Raw genomic sequence first — 18087 nt, 5'->3', positions numbered from 1 at the left:
GCTGATTTAGCCGGCTTTGCCCAGCAAAGCCATGGAATGGCATGCTCGCGCCCGGGCGCCAGTCGCGAAAACTTTACTGGTCATCCGGCTGGACAAGGAGCAATCCAGCCACATTTCGAGTTTTCCCGCAATCTAGCACCTTCCGCGATCATGATCTCATCGCTCCATGCCACCGAACAGGGTGTTGGCTCGAAGACCATCGTCCTGCTGCACGGTTTCGGCGGCTGCTCCGACGGCTGGCGAGACGTGGTCGCCTCGCTCGCGCCTTCCATGCGCACGCTTGCTTACGACTTGCCGGGGCACGGCCTGTCGCTCGATTTTCCGGGCGCCGGGCCCGCAAAGGTCGCGGCAAGGGCCGTTCTTGCCGATCTTGCGACGCGCGCGGCCAAACGGATCCATCTCGTTGGCCATTCGATGGGCGGGGCGGTGGCGACCCTGATGGCGCTGGCCGAGCCCGAAAAGGTGGCCTCGCTAACCCTGCTGGCGCCCGGTGGCTTCGGCCCGGAAATCAACGGGCCATTGTTGCGCCGCTATGCCGGCGCACACAGCCCATCCGAGATCCGCGCCTGCCTTGCTGCCATGTCGGGGCCACGGGCACCGCCTTTTGATCACGCTGCCGACACCCTCTGCGACATGCGCAAACGGCCCGGGCAACTGGAAAAACTCGTCGAGATCGCCGCCGCCATGACCAGGGACGACCGGCAAGGCGTCATCCCGCGCGACCAGTTGGAGAGGCTGGCCATGCCGGTGATGGTGGTGTGGGGCAGTGATGACGCGGTGCTGCCCTTCACCCAGGCGGACGACCTGCCGGCGCGCTTTCATGTGCATCACGTGCTGGAGGCCGGCCATATGCTGGTCGAGGAAGCACCCGATCTGGTGGCTGATATCATCCAGCGCAACATGAACCGTCGCGCCAGGCCCATTCGCCCGAGGCTCGCCACCGCGACTGGTTGAGTTCTTCCCGCGCAACGGTGCCCGCGCCGCGCGCCGTCCATCTCGCCAGTGCATTTTGCCGGCGGCTGTGTTAACTGCGTGTTAACCAACCCCGCGAGGCAGACGCCGATGAAGGACGCAGGCGAAAAGATCGATCCGTCGAGAAAACTGTCCGATGCCATCCGTGATGTGAAGAACGCCTTCGCCGACCGCGACGATGTCGTCGTCGACATGCGCGAGGCGCATCGCATGCGCCTCGATCTCCTGGCAGCCGAGCTTGCGCCTGTCTTCGCCGACGTGCCCGCCGACATGGACAATTTCGATTTCGTCGTTTCCTCGGGGCTGCAGCCGCGCCTGTGGATCGACGCCGTCAGCCATGTCGCGATGGGGCGCGACCGCCGCACCTATCGCTTCCTCAAGGACACCCGTATTGGCCGCGTGGTGCTTGCCGAATCGACGGAGATGAAGCCGGTTGCCGATTCCGTGACACGCTATGTCGCCGAGCGCATCGTCGAGCGGCAAAGGATGATGGAAGGCGGGGCCGAACCGGCCGTCGCCGGCATGAGGCGCGCCCAGGTGGCGGAAGCCGAGCCGCCGCTGCGCTCGACGACGCGCGGCAAGGGCTGGTCGGCCTTCCTATCAGGCCTTGGCCTGGTCGCTGCCGGCGCCCTGGTCGGCCTGGCGGTGTCGGTTGCCCTGTTCTGGGACCGCCTCGTGGCTATGGTGTTCAGCCTGCGGCAATAGAAGCGCTGGCCTCCACACCCAGTTCCATGGTCTGCAGATCGGTAGGCGGCATCGCCGGCCCGGTCAGGCCGCGCCGCGTCAGGCGGATGCGCCAATTGCCCTTTTCGCCATCGATGTCGAACAGATTGTACTGTGCCGCCGGATGCTTGCCGCCCGGCGCCTGGCCAGCGGCGGCGACGCCAACCACCGGGACCTTGGCGTCGCGCGGGCCGATCTGGAACAGTGACGGTAGATGCGAATGTCCGTGCAGGACGAGCTCCGCGCCGTGCCGGCGGATGATCTTGTGGAAGCGGGCGATGCCGAACAGCCGCTTGTGCTGCGAGACGGCGCCGCGCACCGGCGGATGATGGATCATGATCGCGCGAAACAGGCCTTGCGCGGCCGTGTCGCGAAGGATCTTGCCGAGCCGCTCCGCCTGCCCCTCCATGAAGAAGCCATTGGCCATGAAAGGGGCCGTGGCACGCGCCGTCGAGACGCCGATCAGCGCGACATTGCCGCGCACGCGCAGATAGGGGAACGCGTTGCGGTCGACCGGCGCGTTGACGCCGTCGCCGCTCATCCAGGCCGCCCATGCGCGGCAGACCTTGTCGAAGGCGCCAGGCACATAGGCGTCGTGGTTTCCCGGAACCACCGAAACATCATGCGGCGATCCCAGCGTCTCCAGCCAGTGTTTGGCCATCTCGATCTCGCCGTCGAGCGCCAGATTGACCAGGTCGCCGGTGACGGCGAGATGGTCGGGGTCCTGCGCCTTGATATCGGCGGTGATGGCATCGATGACGGCGTCATGCATGTGGCGGCGGCGGTTGCGCTGCCAGTTGACGTAGCCGAGCACGCGCTTGGAGGCGAGATCGCGATAGGATACATCGGGGAGCGGCCCCAGATGGACATCGGAAATATGCGCGAGCCTGAACATCCATCCCTCATAGGCGACCAGCGTCCCGCTTTCCACTCAAGGTTTCCTTATCACCCACGGTTTCGCACCTGATGGCAAATCCGGAAGATGCCTTCCGCCAGACCGGTTGGCCGGGGCTGCGCGCCAGACTGTTCCATCTCTATTTCGTGCTGCGGCGGCCAATGACGCTCGGCGTGCGCGGCCTCATCCATGACGCCGCCAACAATTCAGTTTTCCTCATCCGGCACACCTATGTGCCGGGCTGGCAGCTTCCCGGCGGGGGCGTCGAAACAGGCGAAACGCTCGCCGAGGCGCTGGCGCGTGAACTGGCCGAGGAAGGCAACATCGCGCTGAGCGCGCCGCCCGTTCTCAAATCGATGCATTTCAACCGCCGCTCCAGCCGTCGCGACCATGTCGGCCTCTACCTGATCGAGCACTTCAGCCAGACGGCGCCGAAGCAGCCGGACCACGAGATCGCCGAGGCCGGTTTCTTCCCGCTGGATCGCTTGCCGGAAGGCACGACGCCGGCGACGCTCCGGCGCATCGCCGAGGTTTTTCGCGGAGAGCCGATATCGCCTTACTGGTAGATCAGGCCCGCTCCCCGAACCGGGCCCGGTCATGCGGCGCGCCATAGTCCAGTTCCGGCCCCACCGGCACGATCCGTGTCGGATTGATCGTTTCGTGGCTGCCGTAATAATGCGCCTTGATGTGATGCAGGTTCACCGTGCCGGCGACACCAGGTACCTGGTAGAGGTCGCGCAAATAGTTCGACAGGTTCGGATAGTCGGCGATTCGGCGCAGATTGCACTTGAAATGGCCGACATAGACTGGGTCGAAGCGCACCAGCGTGGTGAACAGCCGCCAGTCGGCCTCGGTGATGCGATCGCCCGCCAGATAGCGTTGCCTGGAAAGGCGATCCTCCAGGGTGTCGAGCGCCGAAAACAGCTCGCCGAACGCTTCCTCATAAGCCGCCTGGGTGGTGGCGAAGCCCGCGCGGTAGACGCCGTTGTTGATGGCGGGATAGACCAGCGCGTTGATCGCATCGATCTCGCCCCGCAACGCTTCAGGATAGAAATCGAGGCTGGCGTCGCCCCATTCGTCGAAGGCTGAATTGAGCATCCGGATGATTTCGGAAGACTCATTTGAGACGATGGTCTGCTCCTTCTTGTCCCACAGCACCGGCACCGTCACCCGGCCCGAATAGGCGGGATCTGCCCTGGTATAGATCTCGTGCAGGAAATCGAGGCCGTAGAGCGTGTCGCCGGTGGCGCCGTCTTCGGCAAGAAACGTCCAGCCATTCGCGCCCATGAAATGATGCACAACCGAGAGCGAGATGATGCCCTCGAGCTTCTTCAGCGCGCGAAAGATCAGCGTCCGGTGCGCCCACGGACAGGCGAGCGAGACATAGAGGTGATAACGGCCGGGTTCGGCCTTGAACCCGCGGCCACGGTCTCCGGCGGGCGTTCCGTCGCGCGTGATCCAGTCGCGCCATTGCGATTGCGGACGCACGAACTTGCCGCCGCTTTCCTTGGTGCCGTACCAGCGGTCCTGCCATTTGCCGTCGACCAGCAATCCCATGAGATGTCCTTTCGCGTTTCCACCTCATGTAGAGCGCGATGCGGCAGGCCGGAAATCATTCAGGGCTGAACAGATTGTCAATCGGTAGGGCCAGCGAAGGCGCCGATTGCGGCGGCCGAAAATTGATGCTAGCGGACACTCCGCATGTTCGACTTTGCTTTGATCCGGTTTGACCGACGACGAAAGGGCGCCCGCGCTTGAAGCGCTGACTGGCGAATGCTGCCGTTCGCAGCAACCTTTCCTCCTCTACCGGAACGCAAAGACCATGAGCCTTGCCGACGTTAAATACCTGCCGGAAACTCCGGCGCACGACCCTGAAATCGAAGCCATCAATGACGAGGCCTTCGGGCCTGGCCGTTTCGTGCTTGCCGCCTACAAGATCCGCGAGGCCGGCGGCCATGAGCGTGGATTGTCCTTTGTCGCGGTCGATGGCGATATCGTCGTCGCCTCGGTACGCATGACCCGCATTGCCGCCGGTGCCGGCCGCGCGCTGATGCTCGGGCCGCTTGCCGTGCGGCCCGCCTTCAAGAATCTCGGCATCGGCCGCCGGCTGGTGGCGATCGCGCTGGAGGCGGCCGCAAAGTCCGGGGCGCCGGCCGTCATATTGGTCGGCGACGAGCCCTATTACGGGCCGCTCGGCTTCAAGCGCATCCCGCGCGGCCAGATCTCGATGCCGCGTCCCGTCGACCTCGACCGCCTTTTGTCGCACGAGATCACGCCGGGCGCGGTTGCCAGGCTCACCGGCGAGGTCGGTCATGCCAGCCAGGCCAGGCTCGCCGAGCACGTCTAGGCGATGGCTTGACCTGGTCCTTCGATCCGGCCTTGATCCGTCCTGTTCTCCTGGAGCAATTCCAGGAAAAATGTGAAACGGTTTTCCCACGGGACTTGAACCGCTTTAGGAGAGGATAACGCCATGAATCCGAACGGCCAGATCGCGATCGTGACCGGCGGCGGCTCCGGCCTTGGTGAGGCAACGGCGCGTGCGCTTGCCGCCAAGGGCGCTCGCGTCGCCATCTTCGACGTCGGCATCGATCGCGCTGCCAAGGTCGCGGCCGACATCGCCGGCATTGCCGTGCAATGCGAAGTCAGCAGCGCCGACAGTGGCACTGCGGCCGTCGCCGAGACGGCGAGCAAGCTGGGCGAGCCGCGCATCCTGGTCAATTGCGCCGGCATCGCCATTGGTGTGAAGACGATCGGCAAGGATGGGCCCCATCCGCTCGACCAATACCGCAAGGTGATCGAGATCAACCTGATCGGCACCTTCAACATGATCCGCCTCGTCGCCGACCGCGCCGCCAGGCTCGAGCCGCTGCAGGGCGGCGAGCGTGGCGTCATCGTCAACACCGCTTCGGTCGCCGCCTATGACGGCCAGATCGGCCAGGCCGCGTACTCCGCCTCCAAGGGCGGCGTGGTCGGCATGACACTGCCGGTGGCGCGCGACCTTGCCCGTTCCGGCATTCGGGTCTGCACCATCGCGCCCGGCATCTTCAAGACCCCGATGATGGCCGGCATGCCGCAGGACGTGCAGGATTCGCTGGGCGCCGCCGTGCCCTTCCCGTCCCGCCTCGGCGAGCCATCCGAATATGCCGCCCTTGCCCTGCACATCATAGAAAACCAGATGCTGAACGGCGAAACCATCCGCCTCGACGGCGCCATCCGCATGGCGCCGAGGTAAGGCATGCCGCCCATGAGCCTGCCCACGCCTCGAGCCACGAGTGCGAGGGAGTTCCGGGATGGCGACATGCATTGGAACACTTGCCAAGACAGGCCTCATCGTCTGATAAGTGGAATAGAAAAATCAACTTAGCAGGGCGAGAACCTTGGACGACCGAAAGAAGGATGTGATCCGCGAGACCGACGCCGAGGCAATCCGATTGGCGAAAACGCTTCTGCGCAGTGCCCGCTTCGGCGCACTGGCCGTGCTGGAGGCGCAGACCGGGTCGCCGCTGGCAAGCCGGGTCGGCGTCGCCACCGACATCGACGGCGCGCCGCTGATCCTGGTCTCGATGCTCTCGGCGCATACGCCTGCCATCCTTGCCGATCCACGCTGTTCCCTGCTGCTCGGCGAGCCCGGCAAGGGCGACCCGCTGGCGCATCCGCGCCTGACCCTGATCTGCCGGGCGTCGCGGCTGGAGCGTGGCTCTGACGCGCACGCCCGTGCCGAGCGCCGCTATCTCAACCGCAATCCCAAGGCGAGCCTCTATGCCGGGCTCGGCGACTTCTCGATCTTTCGCCTCGAGCCGGAGCGCGCCAGCCTCAATGGCGGTTTCGGCAAGGCCTATCTGCTCGATCGGTCCGATCTCGTCACCAGCGGGCCCATCGTCGAAGAGCTTGCGGCGAGTGAACAATCCGCCGTCGAGCACATGAATGCGGACCATCTCGACGCGATCGCGGTTTATGCGCATCACTATGCCGGGGCATCTGGCGACGGCTGGAGCATCGCGGGTTTGGACGCCGATGGCATGGATTTGGTGTCGAAAGACAATGTTTGCCGGGTATTCTTTCCGCAACCCCTGGTGGCAGCGAGGGATCTGCGACCCGTTCTGGTCGCCATGGCCAGGAGCGGCCGGGCTGCCGGGCAGGCAACCAACGAAACTTAATTGCATTTGATCGAAAGCAACACTTGAGATTTGAAAGAAATGTTCTACCCTTTGTGAAGGGCGCTGACTCGTCGGTTGCCTTTCGCTATTGAATTTATGGATTCAGGCACCATTGCCCCCATGGCGCCTCGATGAGCAAACAGCATGGGGCATTCATGGTCTCGACAAAGCTAATCGCCAACGCCGAATCGGCTGCCGAATTTCTGATGCTGATGGGCAACGAAAAACGGTTGTTGATCATGAGCCATCTGATCGACGGTGAAATGTCGGTCGGCGCTATCGCCGAAAAGGTGATGCTCAGCCAATCCGCCCTCTCGCAGCATCTGGCCAAGTTGCGGGCGCTCGACCTTGTGGAAACCCGCCGCGACCGCCAGATGATCTACTACTCCTGCAACTCCGATGCGGTGCGGGAGTTGCTTGTCGTGCTGGATGGTATTTTCGGCGGCGGCAAGGAGGATCTGTCCCAGATGGCACAGAGATTGCGCCGCGCCGGCACTTGACCGGACGCGGCTGCGGCCGTCTACCTCGCTGACGATTTCCAGAACATGGCTTGCGCGTCTTCCTCGACGCACAAACCACGCTCTTGATGTTTGAGCGGAGGATATGGACCCAATTCGCATCGAAGACCCGGGCGATCCCAGGGTCGCCGCCTATCTTGATATCCGCGAACGCGATCTCGCCGGCCGGCAAGGGCGTTTCGTCGCCGAAGGCAAGGTGGTGCTCGACCTGCTTCTGTCGTCCGGCCGCTTCGGCGCCGAATCCGTTCTGGTCCTGGAAAACCGGCTCGGCGGCCTCAGCGACATCCTGTACAAGGCGCCGGTGGACCTGCCGGTTTACGTCGTCACCGGTGCGGTGATGGACGCGATCGCCGGCTTCCACATGCATCGCGGCATCCTGGCCATCGGCCGCAAGCAGACGCCGCAAGCGGCGGGGGCATTGCTGGATGCCTTGCCCGGCCGAGCCCTGGTGGTGGTGCTTGTCGGCATCGCCAACCACGACAATATGGGTTCGATCTTTCGCAATGCCGCCGCCTTCGGCGCCGATGCGGTGCTCATGGACGCGACATGCTGCGATCCGCTGTACCGCAAGGCGATTCGCGTTTCTGTCGGCGCCGCGCTCAAGATCCCGTTCGCATCCTTCAGCGACGCCCCTGGCTTTGTCGCAACGCTCGCCGAACGGGGCTTTGAACAATTCGCCCTGTCGCCGCGCGGACGAACCGACATGCGCGATGCAAGGCCGGCCGAACGCCTGGCGCTTTATCTCGGCACCGAGGGCGAAGGCCTGCCCGAAAACCTGCTAGCCAGCCTGCAGACCGTGCGGATCACAATGTCGAAAGGCTTCGACAGCCTGAACGTCGCCGCCGCCTCGGCCATCGCCCTGCATCATTTCTCACACCGTTAGAGCAGCACGAGCACGACTGTGGCCGCCACCTTAGTTCGTGGCCGCTTTCTGCAAGGCCCGCACGCGGTCGGCGAGACTGAGGTCGCCGCCGTCGGATGGGCTGTCCTGCGGGCCCGCCAGCGCTTTCGCGATCGGCGAATCGGGTCCCTCGAGCTTGGCCGTCAGGTGGACGACTTCAGCCGCCAACTCGTTCATCTGCTCGCGTAGCGCGGCACTGCCATTCACCGAACCAGACGATGCCACGGCGCCGAGATCCGCCTTGAGCCGCTTGTTCTCGCGCGCCAGCGCCGTCAGCCTGGCCTCCAGCCGTTCGCGATCGCTGTCGAGCTTGGCGATCGCCTGGTCCAGGTCGTCGCGCCTCTTGGCTTCGTCATCCCTTGCCGCATCATCCGGCCTGCCGACAAGCCGCAAGGCCGGTGCGCCGTCCTCGGCCTTCGCCTTTTCGCGCAGCCGCACCAGTTCCTTCTCGCGGCGGTCAAGCTTGTCCTCGCGGTCGGCGAGCGTCGCCAGCAGCCGTTCGACCTTCTTGTCGAGTTCGGCCGCCCTTTTCTTCTCCGCCTTCAGGGCATCGCGCGCGGCCTTGCTTTCGGCCGCGATTTCCTGATGACGCCGATCCGCTTCCTTGCGCTGGCCGCGCAGCAGCGAGATGTCGCTGGCGAGCTTCTGCAATTCGGACTCGCGCGCCACGAGCTCGATTTGCCGGCTGCTGGAGGAAAAACTGGCATCGTCGTACATGTGCTCCAGCTTTTCGAGTTCGAGCGCCCGCCTCTCCAGCTTGCGCTCGGTTTCCTTGAGCCGCTCCGAAAGCTGGTGCAGTTCCTCTTCGCGCTGCCGCAATGCTTCGCTTTTGGCGCCGAGTTCCGCGAGCGCGTGATTCTTGTCCGTGCGCTCGACCGCCAGCCCCTTCAACGCTTCGCGGCCGCGACTGATCTCGACGAGTTGTTCGGCCGCCTTCTCGCGCAACGCCGTGACGTTCATCTCGAGGCGGCGTGTCGACATGGCGTACTCGGCCCGGATCCGGTCCTTGTCGGCCTGGATCTCGGCCTGCGTCAGCGGAATAGAGGCCTCGATGCGCCTGCGGGTCAGGGAGACCGCACGCCGCCAGACGGCCGGGGCCACGATCAGCGCCAGAAAGCCGGCGCAGAGAAAGCCGAGGGCAAAGAACAGGACCGACTGAACCAAAAGACAACCCGCTATCGGCGGCAACCACCTGGACTGGACCGCATCATATTGGCATGGCGGAAATCCGGCGCTGCGGCAAGAGCCTGCCGCGGCGCATGGAGCATCACGGACCTACAATTCCCACGGAAAGCCGGCATTGCGGTCACGGCGAACTGGAATCAGAACGGATTCCAGGTCGCCCGCTCGGTCAGCTTCAGGTAGCCGAGATTGACGCCGAGCCGGGCGCCGACACCGGTGCGGATCGGCACCAGAAGCACATTGTTGTTCTTCAGCACGTTGAAGCCGACACCCGCCACCACATAGGCCGAACCGGCCACGCCGCCATAGCGGTTGTAGAGGTTGCCGACATCGTCGAGATTGTAGACCAGCATCATCACCCGGGACCCCTCGCCGCCGAAATCCCAGCCCAGCGACGGGCCTTGCCAGAACACTTTGTGGTCGCCGGCATTCTTGGTGTAGAGCGTGCCTTCGCCGTAGGTCAGGCCGCCGATCAGCGCACCCGACCCCTCCTCACCGAGGAGATAGCCATTGGGCAAGCCGTAGGAGGCGAAGATCTTCTCCACGACCGTGGCGAGTCCACCCGATGTCGCGCCGAAGAACTTGTGACCGGAATCGACAATCTCCTGAGCGGTATATTCCTGAGCCCGCAGGGCTGAAGTCGAGAAGACGAGTACGCCCATGAGCGTGATCGCCATTGAGAGGACACGGAGGACACTCCGGTCATAGATTCGGGAAAACATGCTTCCAATCTCCGTCATGGAGCACTTTCGCCGACGCCTCGCATCCGGTCCGGCTCTTTAGGCGGCCGTTAAGGATGACAGTTAAGGGCAAACTATGCCGTAATTCTTTTTCAACCATTAACTCCCACAGGAAGATGGCGGTTCGAAGGCTGGCTTTGGGGTCGCGCGGCGCCGGCGGCCTGCGCGAACACGCCATTTGCCAGACGACAATTTTGGGTTTGTTGCTGTACCTACGAGTGCTGTGTATTCAGAAAGCCTCGGGTTGGAGCATGATTCGTGTGCGCAGGCGCGATAATCAATCGCTCGGCCGCGAATTGTGGAATTTTGCAGGGATTTTCACCGATGGCCGATCTGTTCACCCTTTCCGCGCCTGACCTGGCGGCGCTTCTGTGCAGCCGCGTCTGCCACGACATCATCTCGCCGGTCGGCGCGATCAACAACGGGCTTGAACTGCTTGACGAGGGCGGCGCCGACGAAGACGCCATGCGGCTCATCCGCCAGAGCGCCAAGAACGCCTCGGCCCGGCTGCAGTTCGCCCGCATCGCCTTCGGCGCGGCCGGTTCGGCCGGCATGCTGATCGACACCGGCGACGCCGAAGCGGTGGCGATCGCCTTCCTCAAGAATGAAAAGCCGGAACTGACCTGGAACGGGGCCCGTGCGCTGCTGCCCAAGAACAAGGTCAAGCTGCTGCTCAACCTGATCCTGGTCGCCAATGCCGCCATTCCGCGTGGCGGCAAGCTGGTCGTCACCCTCGAGAATCTCGAAACCGAGCCGCGCATTTCCCTGTCGGCAAGCGGCCCGATGCTGCGCGTGCCGCCGAAATTCCTCGAACTGCATTCCGGCCACAAGCCGGAAGAGCCGATCGATGCGCATTCGGTGCAGCCCTACTACACGCTGCTTCTGGCCCGCGAGGCCGGCATGACGATATCGATCCACGCGACGGCGGAAGAAATCGTACTTTCGGCAGCCTGAGCGGCCTGCCGGCTTGCTCGTAGGGCAAAGTATTTCAGCAGCGTAATATTGTCGTGATGGCTCGACTGGGAGCACCATCGAAGCATCCGCAAGGAAAAGCCTCTCAAACGCATCTTTGCAAAAATTTTACCCAATGGCTTTCCGGGTTCTTTACCAGATTGGTCTAGGGTGCGCAGCAGATGCCCCGCACGACCGGATTGCCCAAGGGCAAAGAGGACCCGGAATGAAACGCTGCATGTTCGTCGACGATTCAAGCGTCATCAGGAAGGTTGCAAAACGCATCCTGGGCGGTTCCGACATGATGGTCATCGAAGCGGCCAGCGGGCTTGATGCACTGGAGATGTGCGCCGCCGACATGCCCGACATCATCGTCGTCGACGGTGCCCTGCCGGACGTCCAGGCGGTCGACCTCATCCGCCGCGTACGCGCCATGGAGAGCCCGATAAAGCCGCAGATCCTGATCTCGCTGGTCGAACTCGATATCGCGTCGATCATGCGGGCCAAGCGCGCAGGCGCCCAGGGCTATCTCCTGAAGCCGTTCAACCGCCCGCAGTTGCTCGAGCGCTTTCGCACGCTGAAGATCGCAGCCTGAGACGCCGGAACGGTTCACCGTTCACGGAAACCCCGAACCGCCTATCTCATTGTTTTGCACGGACGGAAACCGTGTCAGGCTTTTCCTGGAATTGCTCTGGCAGCCACCGTCATTGCCATCGCTGACGCAAAAACCCGGCCGAAGCCGGGTTTTTTGTCGGAGATGGCAATAGTCGGTCGGCTCAGGCGCTGACGCGGATGTCCTCGGGTTCGCGCAGCACATAGCCGCGGCCCCAGACCGTCTCGATGTAGTTCTGGCCACCGGACGCAGCGTCGAGCTTCTTTCGCAGCTTGCAGATGAAGACGTCGATGATCTTCAGCTCCGGCTCGTCCATGCCGCCATAGAGATGGTTGAGGAACATTTCCTTGGTGAGCGTGGTGCCCTTGCGCAGCGAGAGCAGCTCCAGCATCTGGTATTCCTTGCCGGTCAGGTGCACGCGCTGGCCGCCGACCTCAACGGTCTTGGCGTCGAGGTTGACCACCAGGTCACCAGTGGTGATGACCGACTGGGCGTGGCCCTTGGAGCGCCGCACGATGGCGTGGATGCGCGCCACCAGCTCGTCCTTGTGGAACGGCTTGGTCATGTAGTCGTCGGCACCGAAGCCCAGGCCGCGGACCTTGTCCTCGATGCCGGCCATGCCGGAGAGGATGAGGATAGGCGTCTTCACCTTGGAGAGACGAAGCGTTCTCAAGACCTCGTAGCCGGACATATCGGGCAGGTTGAGATCGAGAAGGATGATGTCGTAGTCGTAGAGTTTGCCCAGATCGACACCCTCTTCGCCGAGGTCCGTCGTATAGACATTGAAACTTTCCGATTTCAGCATCAGTTCGATGCTTTGTGCGGTTGCACTGTCATCTTCTATCAGCAGAACACGCATTTCATTCCCCTTTTCTGCTGCCGGACCATTTCACGACCCGTCCTGCCCCGGAGCAGTGGTTGCCTTGTGCAGAGGCTGCCATCGAATGGTTAACAAAACCTAATTTCCCGTCCATGACGGTATCAGATTTTTTAACCCCTTTCTACACCCTCTTGAATCTAATAACGAATCCTAGACCCAAATTCCTAATGCAACACATTAATAACCTGGACTAAGCGACTCCAGGGACTCATCGACGCGCCTTCGCTTCGGCGACCGGAATTTTTACCCGGCCTTAAGCCCTGACCCGTATGATTAACAATGCCCGTAAACGAATGGTTACCGCCGGCAAAAAACTTTAGGGTTTTGTTTCCCATAGTTCGGGGAAAGCCGGTGGACACGGGCAACGCCTGGGCGTTTCCAGGTGGTTTGGACGATATGTGCGGGTGTGCGTTTCCGGGAGTACCGAATCATGAAGTCACGTGAAAACCTCGTTCGGCTGAAACAGTTTCAGGTGAATGAGAAGCGGCGGCAGCTGCTGCAACTCGACATGATGATCGCCGAGTTCGAACGCATGGCCGTCGAACTGGAGCTTCAAATCACCGCCGAGGAAAAGAAGGCCGGCATCACCGACATCAATCATTTCGCCTATCCGACCTTCGCCAAGGCGGCACGCTTGCGCCGCGACAACCTCAGAAATTCGCAAAGCGACCTCGCACAACAGCGAAGCGCTGCCGAATCACTACTCGGCGAAGCTGAAGCGGAGCTTTCCAAGGCCGAAATGCTGGAATCGCGTGACACCAAGATTCGCGAAGCCGAGACCGGCGGCCGCAGCGCCATGATCGGTTGAACAGGCCGAGATCGTCGGCATGTCCGCGGGCGCGTAACTGGAGCAATTCCAGGAAAGTGCCTGGCGGTTTTCGGTACGGACTTGCGTAAAAACAAGAAAGAATGCGGTTTCCGGGAAACGGCGAGCTGCCCTAGGCGGCCCATTCCCCTTCATTCGCCGCAATCGCCCTGGCTCGCGCATCCTTGATGTCTGGGGCGTGCTGTTCCGCCCAGGCCCTGATCTGGGTCAGCAGTCCCGCCAGGTTCTGGCCGAGTTCGGTCAATTCATATTCGACGCGCGGCGGAATGACCGGGAAGATCTCACGCCGCACCAGGCCGTCACGCTCCAGCACGCGCAGCGTCTGCGTCAGCATCTTGGGCGTGATGCCTTCGAGCTTGCGGGCAAGCTCGCCATTGCGCAGACGGCCTTTGCGCAACGCGCAGACCACCAGGTAGACCCATTTGCTGGCCAGCATCTCCAGCACGGTATGCGACGGACATGTCCGCCGGAACGCGTCATAGCCGAAGGGGGAGCCATCTTCACTATCCATGGGGTACCTATATATCAAGAAGGTACATACTGGACAAGGGAATATTACTATCCAAATGATAGTGGCAGCAACCAAGCAGGAGACATCCCATGCGTGCCGTTATCCAGAATTCCGTCGGCGGACCCGACGTCCTTGTCATTGCCGATCAGCCCGACCCGACGGCAAAGCCCGGTGAAGCGCTGGTCCGCGTCAAGGCCGCCGGCATCAATCCGGTCGATGGCGCCGTACGCGCCGGCTACTATCCGCTGCTTGGCGAACCTCCCTTCATCCTCGGCTGGGATATTTCGGGAACCGTCGAGGCGCTGGGCGCCGGCGTCACGGATCTCAAGATCGGCGACGAGGTGTTCGGCATGCCGCGGTTCCCCAAGCAGGCGGCGGCCTACGCCGAACTGGCCGCCGTGCCAGCCGACGAAATCGCGTTGAAGCCGAAGGCGGCGGACCACATCCAGGCAGGCGCATTGCCGCTGGCCGGCCTGACCGCCTGGCAGGGCCTTGTCCGCCATGGCGCATTGAAGCCGGGCCAGCGTGTGCTGGTGCATGCGGGCGCCGGCGGCGTCGGCCATCTGGCGGTGCAGATCGCCAAGGCGCGCGGTGCTTATGTCATCGCCACCGCCAGCCCGAACAAGCTCGATTTCGTCCGCAAGCTCGGCGCCGACGAGGTCATCGACTACACCCAGGGCGATTTTACCAGCCGGACCAGCGACATCGATCTGGTGCTGGACCCGATGGGCGGCGAGCACGCCGAACACTCTTTGAAGGTCATCAGGAATGGCGGTGTGCTGGTGTCCTTGCTGAACCTGAACGACACCACCAGGGCACTGGCAAGCGCGCGCGACATCCGGGTCGAGCGCATGTCTGTCGTGCCTGACCGCGAAGGCCTTGTGGAGCTTGGTCGGTTGATCGACGCGAACAAGCTTGCCGTTCATGTGGCAAGGAGCTTTCCGCTCGAAGAGGCGGGGGCCGCCCACGCCTTTCTCGCCACCAGGCCGATCGGCAAGGTGGCGCTGACGGTCTGACCGCGGGAAATTGCCTCAGGACCAGGAACCTGCCTGGAAAAGCAAAAGGGCGCGGAGTGCCGCGCCCTTTGACTGTACCAGGCCGGCTCTAGTGCCGGTATTGCTGGATGCGCGTGGTGCGCAGCCCGGCAAGGCCATATTCGTCGATCGACGCCTGCCAGGACAGGAATTCCTCGGTGGTCAGCTTGTAGCGCTGGCATGCCTCTTCGAGGCTCAAAAGCCCGCCGCGCACCGCCGCGACCACTTCCGCCTTGCGCCGGATAACCCAGCGACGCGTGTTCGTCGGCGGCAGATCGGCAATCGTAAGAGGGCTGCCGTCAGGCCCAATAACATACTTGACTCTAGGTCTAACCAGATCGGTCATCGTACTCTCTACAAAAAACTCAAAGACCCAATCCCCGCCACGTTACCGCCACAGCTTTAAAAATTGCCTAAGCAGACCCTAATGACTAGGTAAGGATCGTGAACGGCGCGTTAGTCTTTTCGCAGGCATTTGAAACATCGGGCTCGAAGCCTTGAATTGGTTGGGAAAAATCCGACGGATGGCCGATCGTCCGCAATCGGTGAATCGGCCTGCAAGCTGGCGTCGTGGGAAAGCTTGACCTATATTCTCGACATTGGCATTCAGACGCCGCGCAGAATGAAAGCATCATGAACAGTCTCGACCTTCCCGGACGTCCCGAAAACACCCGCATCGTCGTCGCCATGTCGGGCGGCGTGGATTCGTCCGTGGTCGCCGGCCTGTTGAAGCGCGAGGGTTATGATGTCGTCGGCGTCACCTTACAGCTTTACGACCATGGCGCGGCGACGCACCGGGCCGGCTCATGCTGCGCCGGACAGGACATCGACGACGCCCGCCGCGTCTCCGAGACGCTGGGTATTCCCCACTATGTGCTCGACTATGAGGAGCGTTTCCGCAAGGCGGTCATCGACCCCTTCGCCGAGAGCTATGTTGCCGGCGAGACCCCCATTCCTTGCGTCTCCTGCAACCAGACGGTGAAGTTCGCCGATCTCCTAGCCACCGCCAAGGAGCTTGGCGCCGACGCGCTCGCCACCGGCCACTACATCCGCTCCGGCGCCAATGGCGCCCACCGCGCGCTCTACCGGCCGGTCGATGCCGACCGCGACCAGAGCTATTTCCTGTTTGCCACCACGCAGGCGCAGATCGACTATCTGCGCTTTCCCCTGGGCGGCCTGTCGAAGCCGCAGGTTCGCGCGATTGCCGAAGAGATGGGGCTGACGGTGGCCGCCAAGCAGGACAGCCAGGACATCTGCTTCGTGCCGCAGGGCAAATATTCCGACATCATCGCCAAGCTGAAGCCGTCCGCCGCCAATCCGGGCGACATCGTCCACATCGATGGCCGCGTACTCGGCCGCCATGAAGGCATCCTGCGCTACACGATCGGCCAGCGCCGCGGCATCGGCATCGCCTCCGGCGAGCCGCTCTATGTCGTCCATCTCGACGCCGAACGGGCCCGCGTCGTGGTCGGCCCGCGCGAGGCGCTGGAGACGCACAAGATCTATCTGCGCAACATGAACTGGCTTGGCGACGGCCCGCTCGCCAACGTGCCCACAGGTGGCATCGAACTGTTCGCCAAGGTGCGCTCCACCAGGCCGCCGCGTCCAGCGGTGCTGCGCCATGCGGCAGGCGTGACATCAGTCGAGTTGGCGGACGGCGAATCCGGCATCGCGCCCGGACAGGCGTGCGTGCTCTATTCCGATGACGGCAACGAAGCCCGCATCTTCGGCGGCGGTTTCATCGAGCGCTCCGAGCGTGGCGCCGAGGCCGAGGCCATGCTGACGAAGCTGGCGGCAAGGCCGGCGCAAATTCCCGCCGAATAGGCGACCACCTGCCCTGTCGCGCCAAGAGTACGGCGCGGCCTTCCTTCAAGATTTGGTGTGGGTGACCGTGCCCGCCGTCAGGATGCGCAGCACCCTGATCGCTTCCTCGCCGCTGGTGCGCGGTTCGGCGCGCGTCTCGATGCAGTGGATGAAATGCTCCAGCTCGCGCGTCAACGGCATGCCTTGCGCGACCGCGACATAGGATGGCTCGTTGGTGGTGAACGCCCATTGGCCGCTGTCCTGCCAGACCGCGTGGCGGTAGACGGCAAGCTTGCGCTCCCACGGCTCGACATCGTCGAACACCGCCATTGCCTTGGTGCCGACCACTGTCAGCCGCCGCTCGCGGTAGGGATTGAGCCGCGAGGTGAAAAGATGGCTGCGCAGGCCGTTGGGAAAGCGCATGTGCAGATGCGCGAAGTCGCTGAGATTGTCGAGGAGTGCGGCGCCCTCGCCGCGCACCTCGATCGGCTCGGTGCCGGTGATGGCCAGGATCATCGACAAATCATGCGGCGCCAGATCCCACAGCGCATCGTTCTCGGTGTGGAACTTGCCAAGGCCGAGCCGGTGCGAATGTATGTAGCGGACCTCGCCGAGCTCGCCATTGTCGATCAGCCCCTTCAGCGTCTCGAAGGCGGGATGGAAACGCAGGACATGGCCGACCATGAAGACGCGGCCATTGTCCTTAGCCGCCTGCACCGCACGCTCGGCATCCGGCACCGTCAGCGCGATTGGCTTTTCCACCAGCAGGTCCTTGCCGCTTTCGGCGGCGCGCACGGAAAGGTCGGCATGGAACTGCGGCGGCAAGGCCATGACGATGGCGTCGATGTCGTCGCGGCCGAACAGCTGGTCAGGCTCGATCGCCAGGCAATCCTGTTCGCTGGCAAAGCCTTCGGCTCGCGCCCGGTTGGCGTCGGAAACCGCGTACAGCGCGCCAAGCGCCTTGAGGGTGCGGATATGGTTTGAGCCCCAGTATCCGCAACCGAGGACTGCAATGCGCGGCTTCATCTGTTTCAAACTCTAAAAACTCGTGGCCGAGACATAGCGACGTGCCCCTTCGAACTCAACCCCGGCGGTTGCAACCAAATGTCCACGCGGCAAAGCTTTTTTCGGCAATGAGAATATGCGGCGATATGGAATGCTTCGAAGCTTGACAGGCTCGCCCTCCCAACCTTATATCCGCGCGACCTTGGCGAACGCCTCGAAATGCCTTTCGATTTAAGGTGGATTTCGGGCCTTTCGCCGCCCTGGCGGGGTAGCTCAGTTGGTTAGAGCACGGGAATCATAATCCTGGGGTCGGGGGTTCAAGTCCCTCTCCCGCTACCACTTTCTCCACACTGTTTTGACGCCGTCGGGGTACTCT

22 protein-coding genes and 1 tRNA gene are annotated in these 18087 nt (G+C 62.9%); 15 read left to right on the top strand and 8 right to left on the bottom strand.

Features of this window, described 5'->3' with window-relative positions:
• Positions 1-150 precede the first annotated feature (150 nt).
• Complete coding sequence (locus MesoLj_RS11715) at positions 151-954, top strand: alpha/beta fold hydrolase (protein ID WP_202326075.1); 804 nt, start codon at positions 151-153, stop codon at positions 952-954.
• Positions 955-1062: 108 nt separating this feature from the next.
• Complete coding sequence (locus MesoLj_RS11710; RefSeq protein WP_140771573.1) at positions 1063-1677, top strand: hypothetical protein; 615 nt, start codon at positions 1063-1065, stop codon at positions 1675-1677.
• Here the strand turns inward: MesoLj_RS11710 and MesoLj_RS11705 are convergent.
• Positions 1661-2590 carry a metallophosphoesterase family protein gene (locus tag MesoLj_RS11705; protein WP_202327252.1) on the bottom strand — a complete coding sequence of 310 codons (930 nt, stop codon included), beginning with the start codon at positions 2588-2590 and terminating at the stop codon, positions 1661-1663. The two genes, MesoLj_RS11710 and MesoLj_RS11705, sit on opposite strands and share 17 nt — an antisense overlap.
• A 71-nt stretch (positions 2591-2661) precedes the next feature.
• On the opposite strand from MesoLj_RS11705, the gene MesoLj_RS11700 reads away from it, so the two are divergent.
• On the top strand, positions 2662-3156 hold the full coding sequence (locus MesoLj_RS11700; RefSeq protein ID WP_202326074.1) for an NUDIX domain-containing protein: 495 nt from the start codon (positions 2662-2664) through the stop codon (positions 3154-3156).
• 1 nt (position 3157) lies between these two features.
• Here the strand turns inward: MesoLj_RS11700 and MesoLj_RS11695 are convergent, their stop codons facing one another.
• Positions 3158-4147, bottom strand: a complete 990-nt coding sequence (locus MesoLj_RS11695) for a glutathione S-transferase family protein (protein ID WP_202326073.1) — start codon at positions 4145-4147, stop codon at positions 3158-3160.
• Between the two features lie 265 nt (positions 4148-4412).
• Between MesoLj_RS11695 and MesoLj_RS11690 the strand changes: the two genes are divergently transcribed.
• From MesoLj_RS11690 to MesoLj_RS11670, 5 genes are all read left to right on the top strand, one after another.
• Positions 4413-4937 (top strand): GNAT family N-acetyltransferase, encoded by a 525-nt coding sequence (locus MesoLj_RS11690; protein ID WP_140771579.1) that lies wholly within the window; start codon positions 4413-4415, stop codon positions 4935-4937.
• Between the two features lie 123 nt (positions 4938-5060).
• A complete protein-coding gene (locus tag MesoLj_RS11685; RefSeq protein ID WP_202326072.1) occupies positions 5061-5822 on the top strand; it encodes a 3-hydroxyacyl-CoA dehydrogenase in 762 nt (253 codons plus the stop codon).
• Positions 5823-5967: 145 nt separating this feature from the next.
• On the top strand, positions 5968-6747 hold the full coding sequence (locus MesoLj_RS11680) for a HugZ family pyridoxamine 5'-phosphate oxidase (protein WP_140771583.1): 780 nt from the start codon (positions 5968-5970) through the stop codon (positions 6745-6747).
• A 155-nt stretch (positions 6748-6902) separates the two neighbouring features.
• On the top strand, positions 6903-7247 hold the full coding sequence (locus MesoLj_RS11675) for an ArsR/SmtB family transcription factor (RefSeq protein WP_056578376.1): 345 nt from the start codon (positions 6903-6905) through the stop codon (positions 7245-7247).
• Between the two features lie 103 nt (positions 7248-7350).
• Positions 7351-8148, top strand: coding sequence for a TrmH family RNA methyltransferase (locus MesoLj_RS11670; RefSeq protein WP_202326071.1), 798 nt, complete (start codon positions 7351-7353; stop codon positions 8146-8148).
• Between the two features lie 30 nt (positions 8149-8178).
• Here MesoLj_RS11670 and MesoLj_RS11665 read toward each other — a convergent pair whose 3' ends face one another.
• Together MesoLj_RS11665 and MesoLj_RS11660 are read right to left on the bottom strand one after the other, a co-directional pair.
• On the bottom strand, positions 8179-9330 hold the full coding sequence (locus MesoLj_RS11665; RefSeq protein WP_202326070.1) for a hypothetical protein: 1152 nt from the start codon (positions 9328-9330) through the stop codon (positions 8179-8181).
• 158 nt (positions 9331-9488) lie between these two features.
• A complete protein-coding gene (locus tag MesoLj_RS11660) occupies positions 9489-10025 on the bottom strand; it encodes a DUF1134 domain-containing protein (RefSeq protein WP_224518884.1) in 537 nt (178 codons plus the stop codon).
• Between the two features lie 119 nt (positions 10026-10144).
• Here MesoLj_RS11660 and MesoLj_RS11655 point away from each other — a divergent pair, with 119 nt between their 5' ends.
• The 3 genes from MesoLj_RS11655 to MesoLj_RS11645 all read left to right on the top strand — a co-directional run bounded on the left by MesoLj_RS11655 (position 10145) and on the right by MesoLj_RS11645 (position 11634).
• Complete coding sequence (locus MesoLj_RS11655) at positions 10145-10444, top strand: hypothetical protein (protein WP_140771591.1); 300 nt, start codon at positions 10145-10147, stop codon at positions 10442-10444.
• Positions 10413-11042 (top strand): histidine phosphotransferase ChpT, encoded by a 630-nt coding sequence (chpT, locus tag MesoLj_RS11650; protein WP_019860754.1) that lies wholly within the window; start codon positions 10413-10415, stop codon positions 11040-11042. Before MesoLj_RS11655 ends, chpT begins: the two co-directional genes overlap by 32 nt.
• A 223-nt stretch (positions 11043-11265) precedes the next feature.
• Entirely contained in the window at positions 11266-11634 is a 369-nt protein-coding gene (locus MesoLj_RS11645; RefSeq protein ID WP_056578130.1) for a response regulator, read from the top strand.
• A gap of 181 nt (positions 11635-11815) precedes the next feature.
• Here MesoLj_RS11645 and ctrA read toward each other — a convergent pair whose 3' ends face one another.
• Entirely contained in the window at positions 11816-12511 is a 696-nt protein-coding gene (gene ctrA, locus MesoLj_RS11640) for a response regulator transcription factor CtrA (protein ID WP_006203583.1), read from the bottom strand.
• 451 nt (positions 12512-12962) lie between these two features.
• On the opposite strand from ctrA, the gene MesoLj_RS11635 reads away from it, so the two are divergent.
• A complete protein-coding gene (locus MesoLj_RS11635) occupies positions 12963-13340 on the top strand; it encodes a hypothetical protein (protein ID WP_056578132.1) in 378 nt (125 codons plus the stop codon).
• Between the two features lie 130 nt (positions 13341-13470).
• Here the strand turns inward: MesoLj_RS11635 and MesoLj_RS11630 are convergent, their stop codons facing one another.
• Positions 13471-13869, bottom strand: a complete 399-nt coding sequence (locus tag MesoLj_RS11630; protein ID WP_202326069.1) for a winged helix-turn-helix transcriptional regulator — start codon at positions 13867-13869, stop codon at positions 13471-13473.
• 89 nt (positions 13870-13958) lie between these two features.
• Between MesoLj_RS11630 and MesoLj_RS11625 the strand changes: the two genes are divergently transcribed.
• Positions 13959-14885 carry an NADP-dependent oxidoreductase gene (locus MesoLj_RS11625; RefSeq protein WP_202326068.1) on the top strand — a complete coding sequence of 309 codons (927 nt, stop codon included), beginning with the start codon at positions 13959-13961 and terminating at the stop codon, positions 14883-14885.
• Positions 14886-14973: 88 nt separating this feature from the next.
• Here the strand turns inward: MesoLj_RS11625 and sciP are convergent, their stop codons facing one another.
• Positions 14974-15249: a CtrA inhibitor SciP gene (sciP, locus tag MesoLj_RS11620; protein ID WP_006203587.1), complete on the bottom strand. Its 276-nt coding sequence runs from the start codon at positions 15247-15249 to the stop codon at positions 14974-14976.
• Positions 15250-15536: 287 nt separating this feature from the next.
• Here sciP and mnmA point away from each other — a divergent pair, with 287 nt between their 5' ends.
• On the top strand, positions 15537-16727 hold the full coding sequence (mnmA, locus tag MesoLj_RS11615; RefSeq protein ID WP_202326067.1) for a tRNA 2-thiouridine(34) synthase MnmA: 1191 nt from the start codon (positions 15537-15539) through the stop codon (positions 16725-16727).
• 45 nt (positions 16728-16772) lie between these two features.
• Here the strand turns inward: mnmA and MesoLj_RS11610 are convergent, their stop codons facing one another.
• Entirely contained in the window at positions 16773-17732 is a 960-nt protein-coding gene (locus MesoLj_RS11610; protein WP_140771599.1) for a Gfo/Idh/MocA family protein, read from the bottom strand.
• A 241-nt stretch (positions 17733-17973) separates the two neighbouring features.
• Between MesoLj_RS11610 and MesoLj_RS11605 the strand changes: the two genes are divergently transcribed.
• A tRNA-Met gene (locus tag MesoLj_RS11605) sits at positions 17974-18050 on the top strand.
• Positions 18051-18087 lie beyond the last annotated feature (37 nt).

The organism is Mesorhizobium sp. 113-3-9, assembly GCF_016756515.1.
Taxonomy (GTDB): Bacteria; Pseudomonadota; Alphaproteobacteria; order Rhizobiales; family Rhizobiaceae; genus Mesorhizobium.
Note: the sequence above shows the minus strand (reverse complement) of the source record. Positions and strands in the feature narration are given on the sequence as shown.

Excerpts from the sequence above, each read along its gene's own strand:
- mnmA (WP_202326067.1), top strand. The coding sequence starts at position 15,537 with ATGAACAGTCTCGACCTTCCCGGACGTCCCGAAAACACCCGCATCGTC.
- MesoLj_RS11660 (WP_224518884.1), bottom strand. The coding sequence starts at position 10,025 with ATGGCGATCACGCTCATGGGCGTACTCGTCTTCTCGACTTCAGCCCTG.
- MesoLj_RS11635 (WP_056578132.1), top strand. The coding sequence starts at position 12,963 with ATGAAGTCACGTGAAAACCTCGTTCGGCTGAAACAGTTTCAGGTGAAT.
- MesoLj_RS11700 (WP_202326074.1), top strand. The coding sequence starts at position 2,662 with ATGGCAAATCCGGAAGATGCCTTCCGCCAGACCGGTTGGCCGGGGCTG.
- MesoLj_RS11630 (WP_202326069.1), bottom strand. The coding sequence starts at position 13,869 with ATGGATAGTGAAGATGGCTCCCCCTTCGGCTATGACGCGTTCCGGCGG.
- MesoLj_RS11655 (WP_140771591.1), top strand. The coding sequence starts at position 10,145 with ATGACAGTTAAGGGCAAACTATGCCGTAATTCTTTTTCAACCATTAAC.
- MesoLj_RS11670 (WP_202326071.1), top strand. The coding sequence starts at position 7,351 with ATGGACCCAATTCGCATCGAAGACCCGGGCGATCCCAGGGTCGCCGCC.
- MesoLj_RS11625 (WP_202326068.1), top strand. The coding sequence starts at position 13,959 with ATGCGTGCCGTTATCCAGAATTCCGTCGGCGGACCCGACGTCCTTGTC.
- MesoLj_RS11685 (WP_202326072.1), top strand. The coding sequence starts at position 5,061 with ATGAATCCGAACGGCCAGATCGCGATCGTGACCGGCGGCGGCTCCGGC.
- MesoLj_RS11715 (WP_202326075.1), top strand. The coding sequence starts at position 151 with ATGATCTCATCGCTCCATGCCACCGAACAGGGTGTTGGCTCGAAGACC.
- MesoLj_RS11610 (WP_140771599.1), bottom strand. The coding sequence starts at position 17,732 with ATGAAGCCGCGCATTGCAGTCCTCGGTTGCGGATACTGGGGCTCAAAC.
- MesoLj_RS11690 (WP_140771579.1), top strand. The coding sequence starts at position 4,413 with ATGAGCCTTGCCGACGTTAAATACCTGCCGGAAACTCCGGCGCACGAC.
- sciP (WP_006203587.1), bottom strand. The coding sequence starts at position 15,249 with ATGACCGATCTGGTTAGACCTAGAGTCAAGTATGTTATTGGGCCTGAC.
- MesoLj_RS11705 (WP_202327252.1), bottom strand. The coding sequence starts at position 2,590 with ATGTTCAGGCTCGCGCATATTTCCGATGTCCATCTGGGGCCGCTCCCC.
- MesoLj_RS11695 (WP_202326073.1), bottom strand. The coding sequence starts at position 4,147 with ATGGGATTGCTGGTCGACGGCAAATGGCAGGACCGCTGGTACGGCACC.
- MesoLj_RS11675 (WP_056578376.1), top strand. The coding sequence starts at position 6,903 with ATGGTCTCGACAAAGCTAATCGCCAACGCCGAATCGGCTGCCGAATTT.
- MesoLj_RS11710 (WP_140771573.1), top strand. The coding sequence starts at position 1,063 with ATGAAGGACGCAGGCGAAAAGATCGATCCGTCGAGAAAACTGTCCGAT.
- ctrA (WP_006203583.1), bottom strand. The coding sequence starts at position 12,511 with ATGCGTGTTCTGCTGATAGAAGATGACAGTGCAACCGCACAAAGCATC.
- MesoLj_RS11645 (WP_056578130.1), top strand. The coding sequence starts at position 11,266 with ATGAAACGCTGCATGTTCGTCGACGATTCAAGCGTCATCAGGAAGGTT.
- chpT (WP_019860754.1), top strand. The coding sequence starts at position 10,413 with ATGGCCGATCTGTTCACCCTTTCCGCGCCTGACCTGGCGGCGCTTCTG.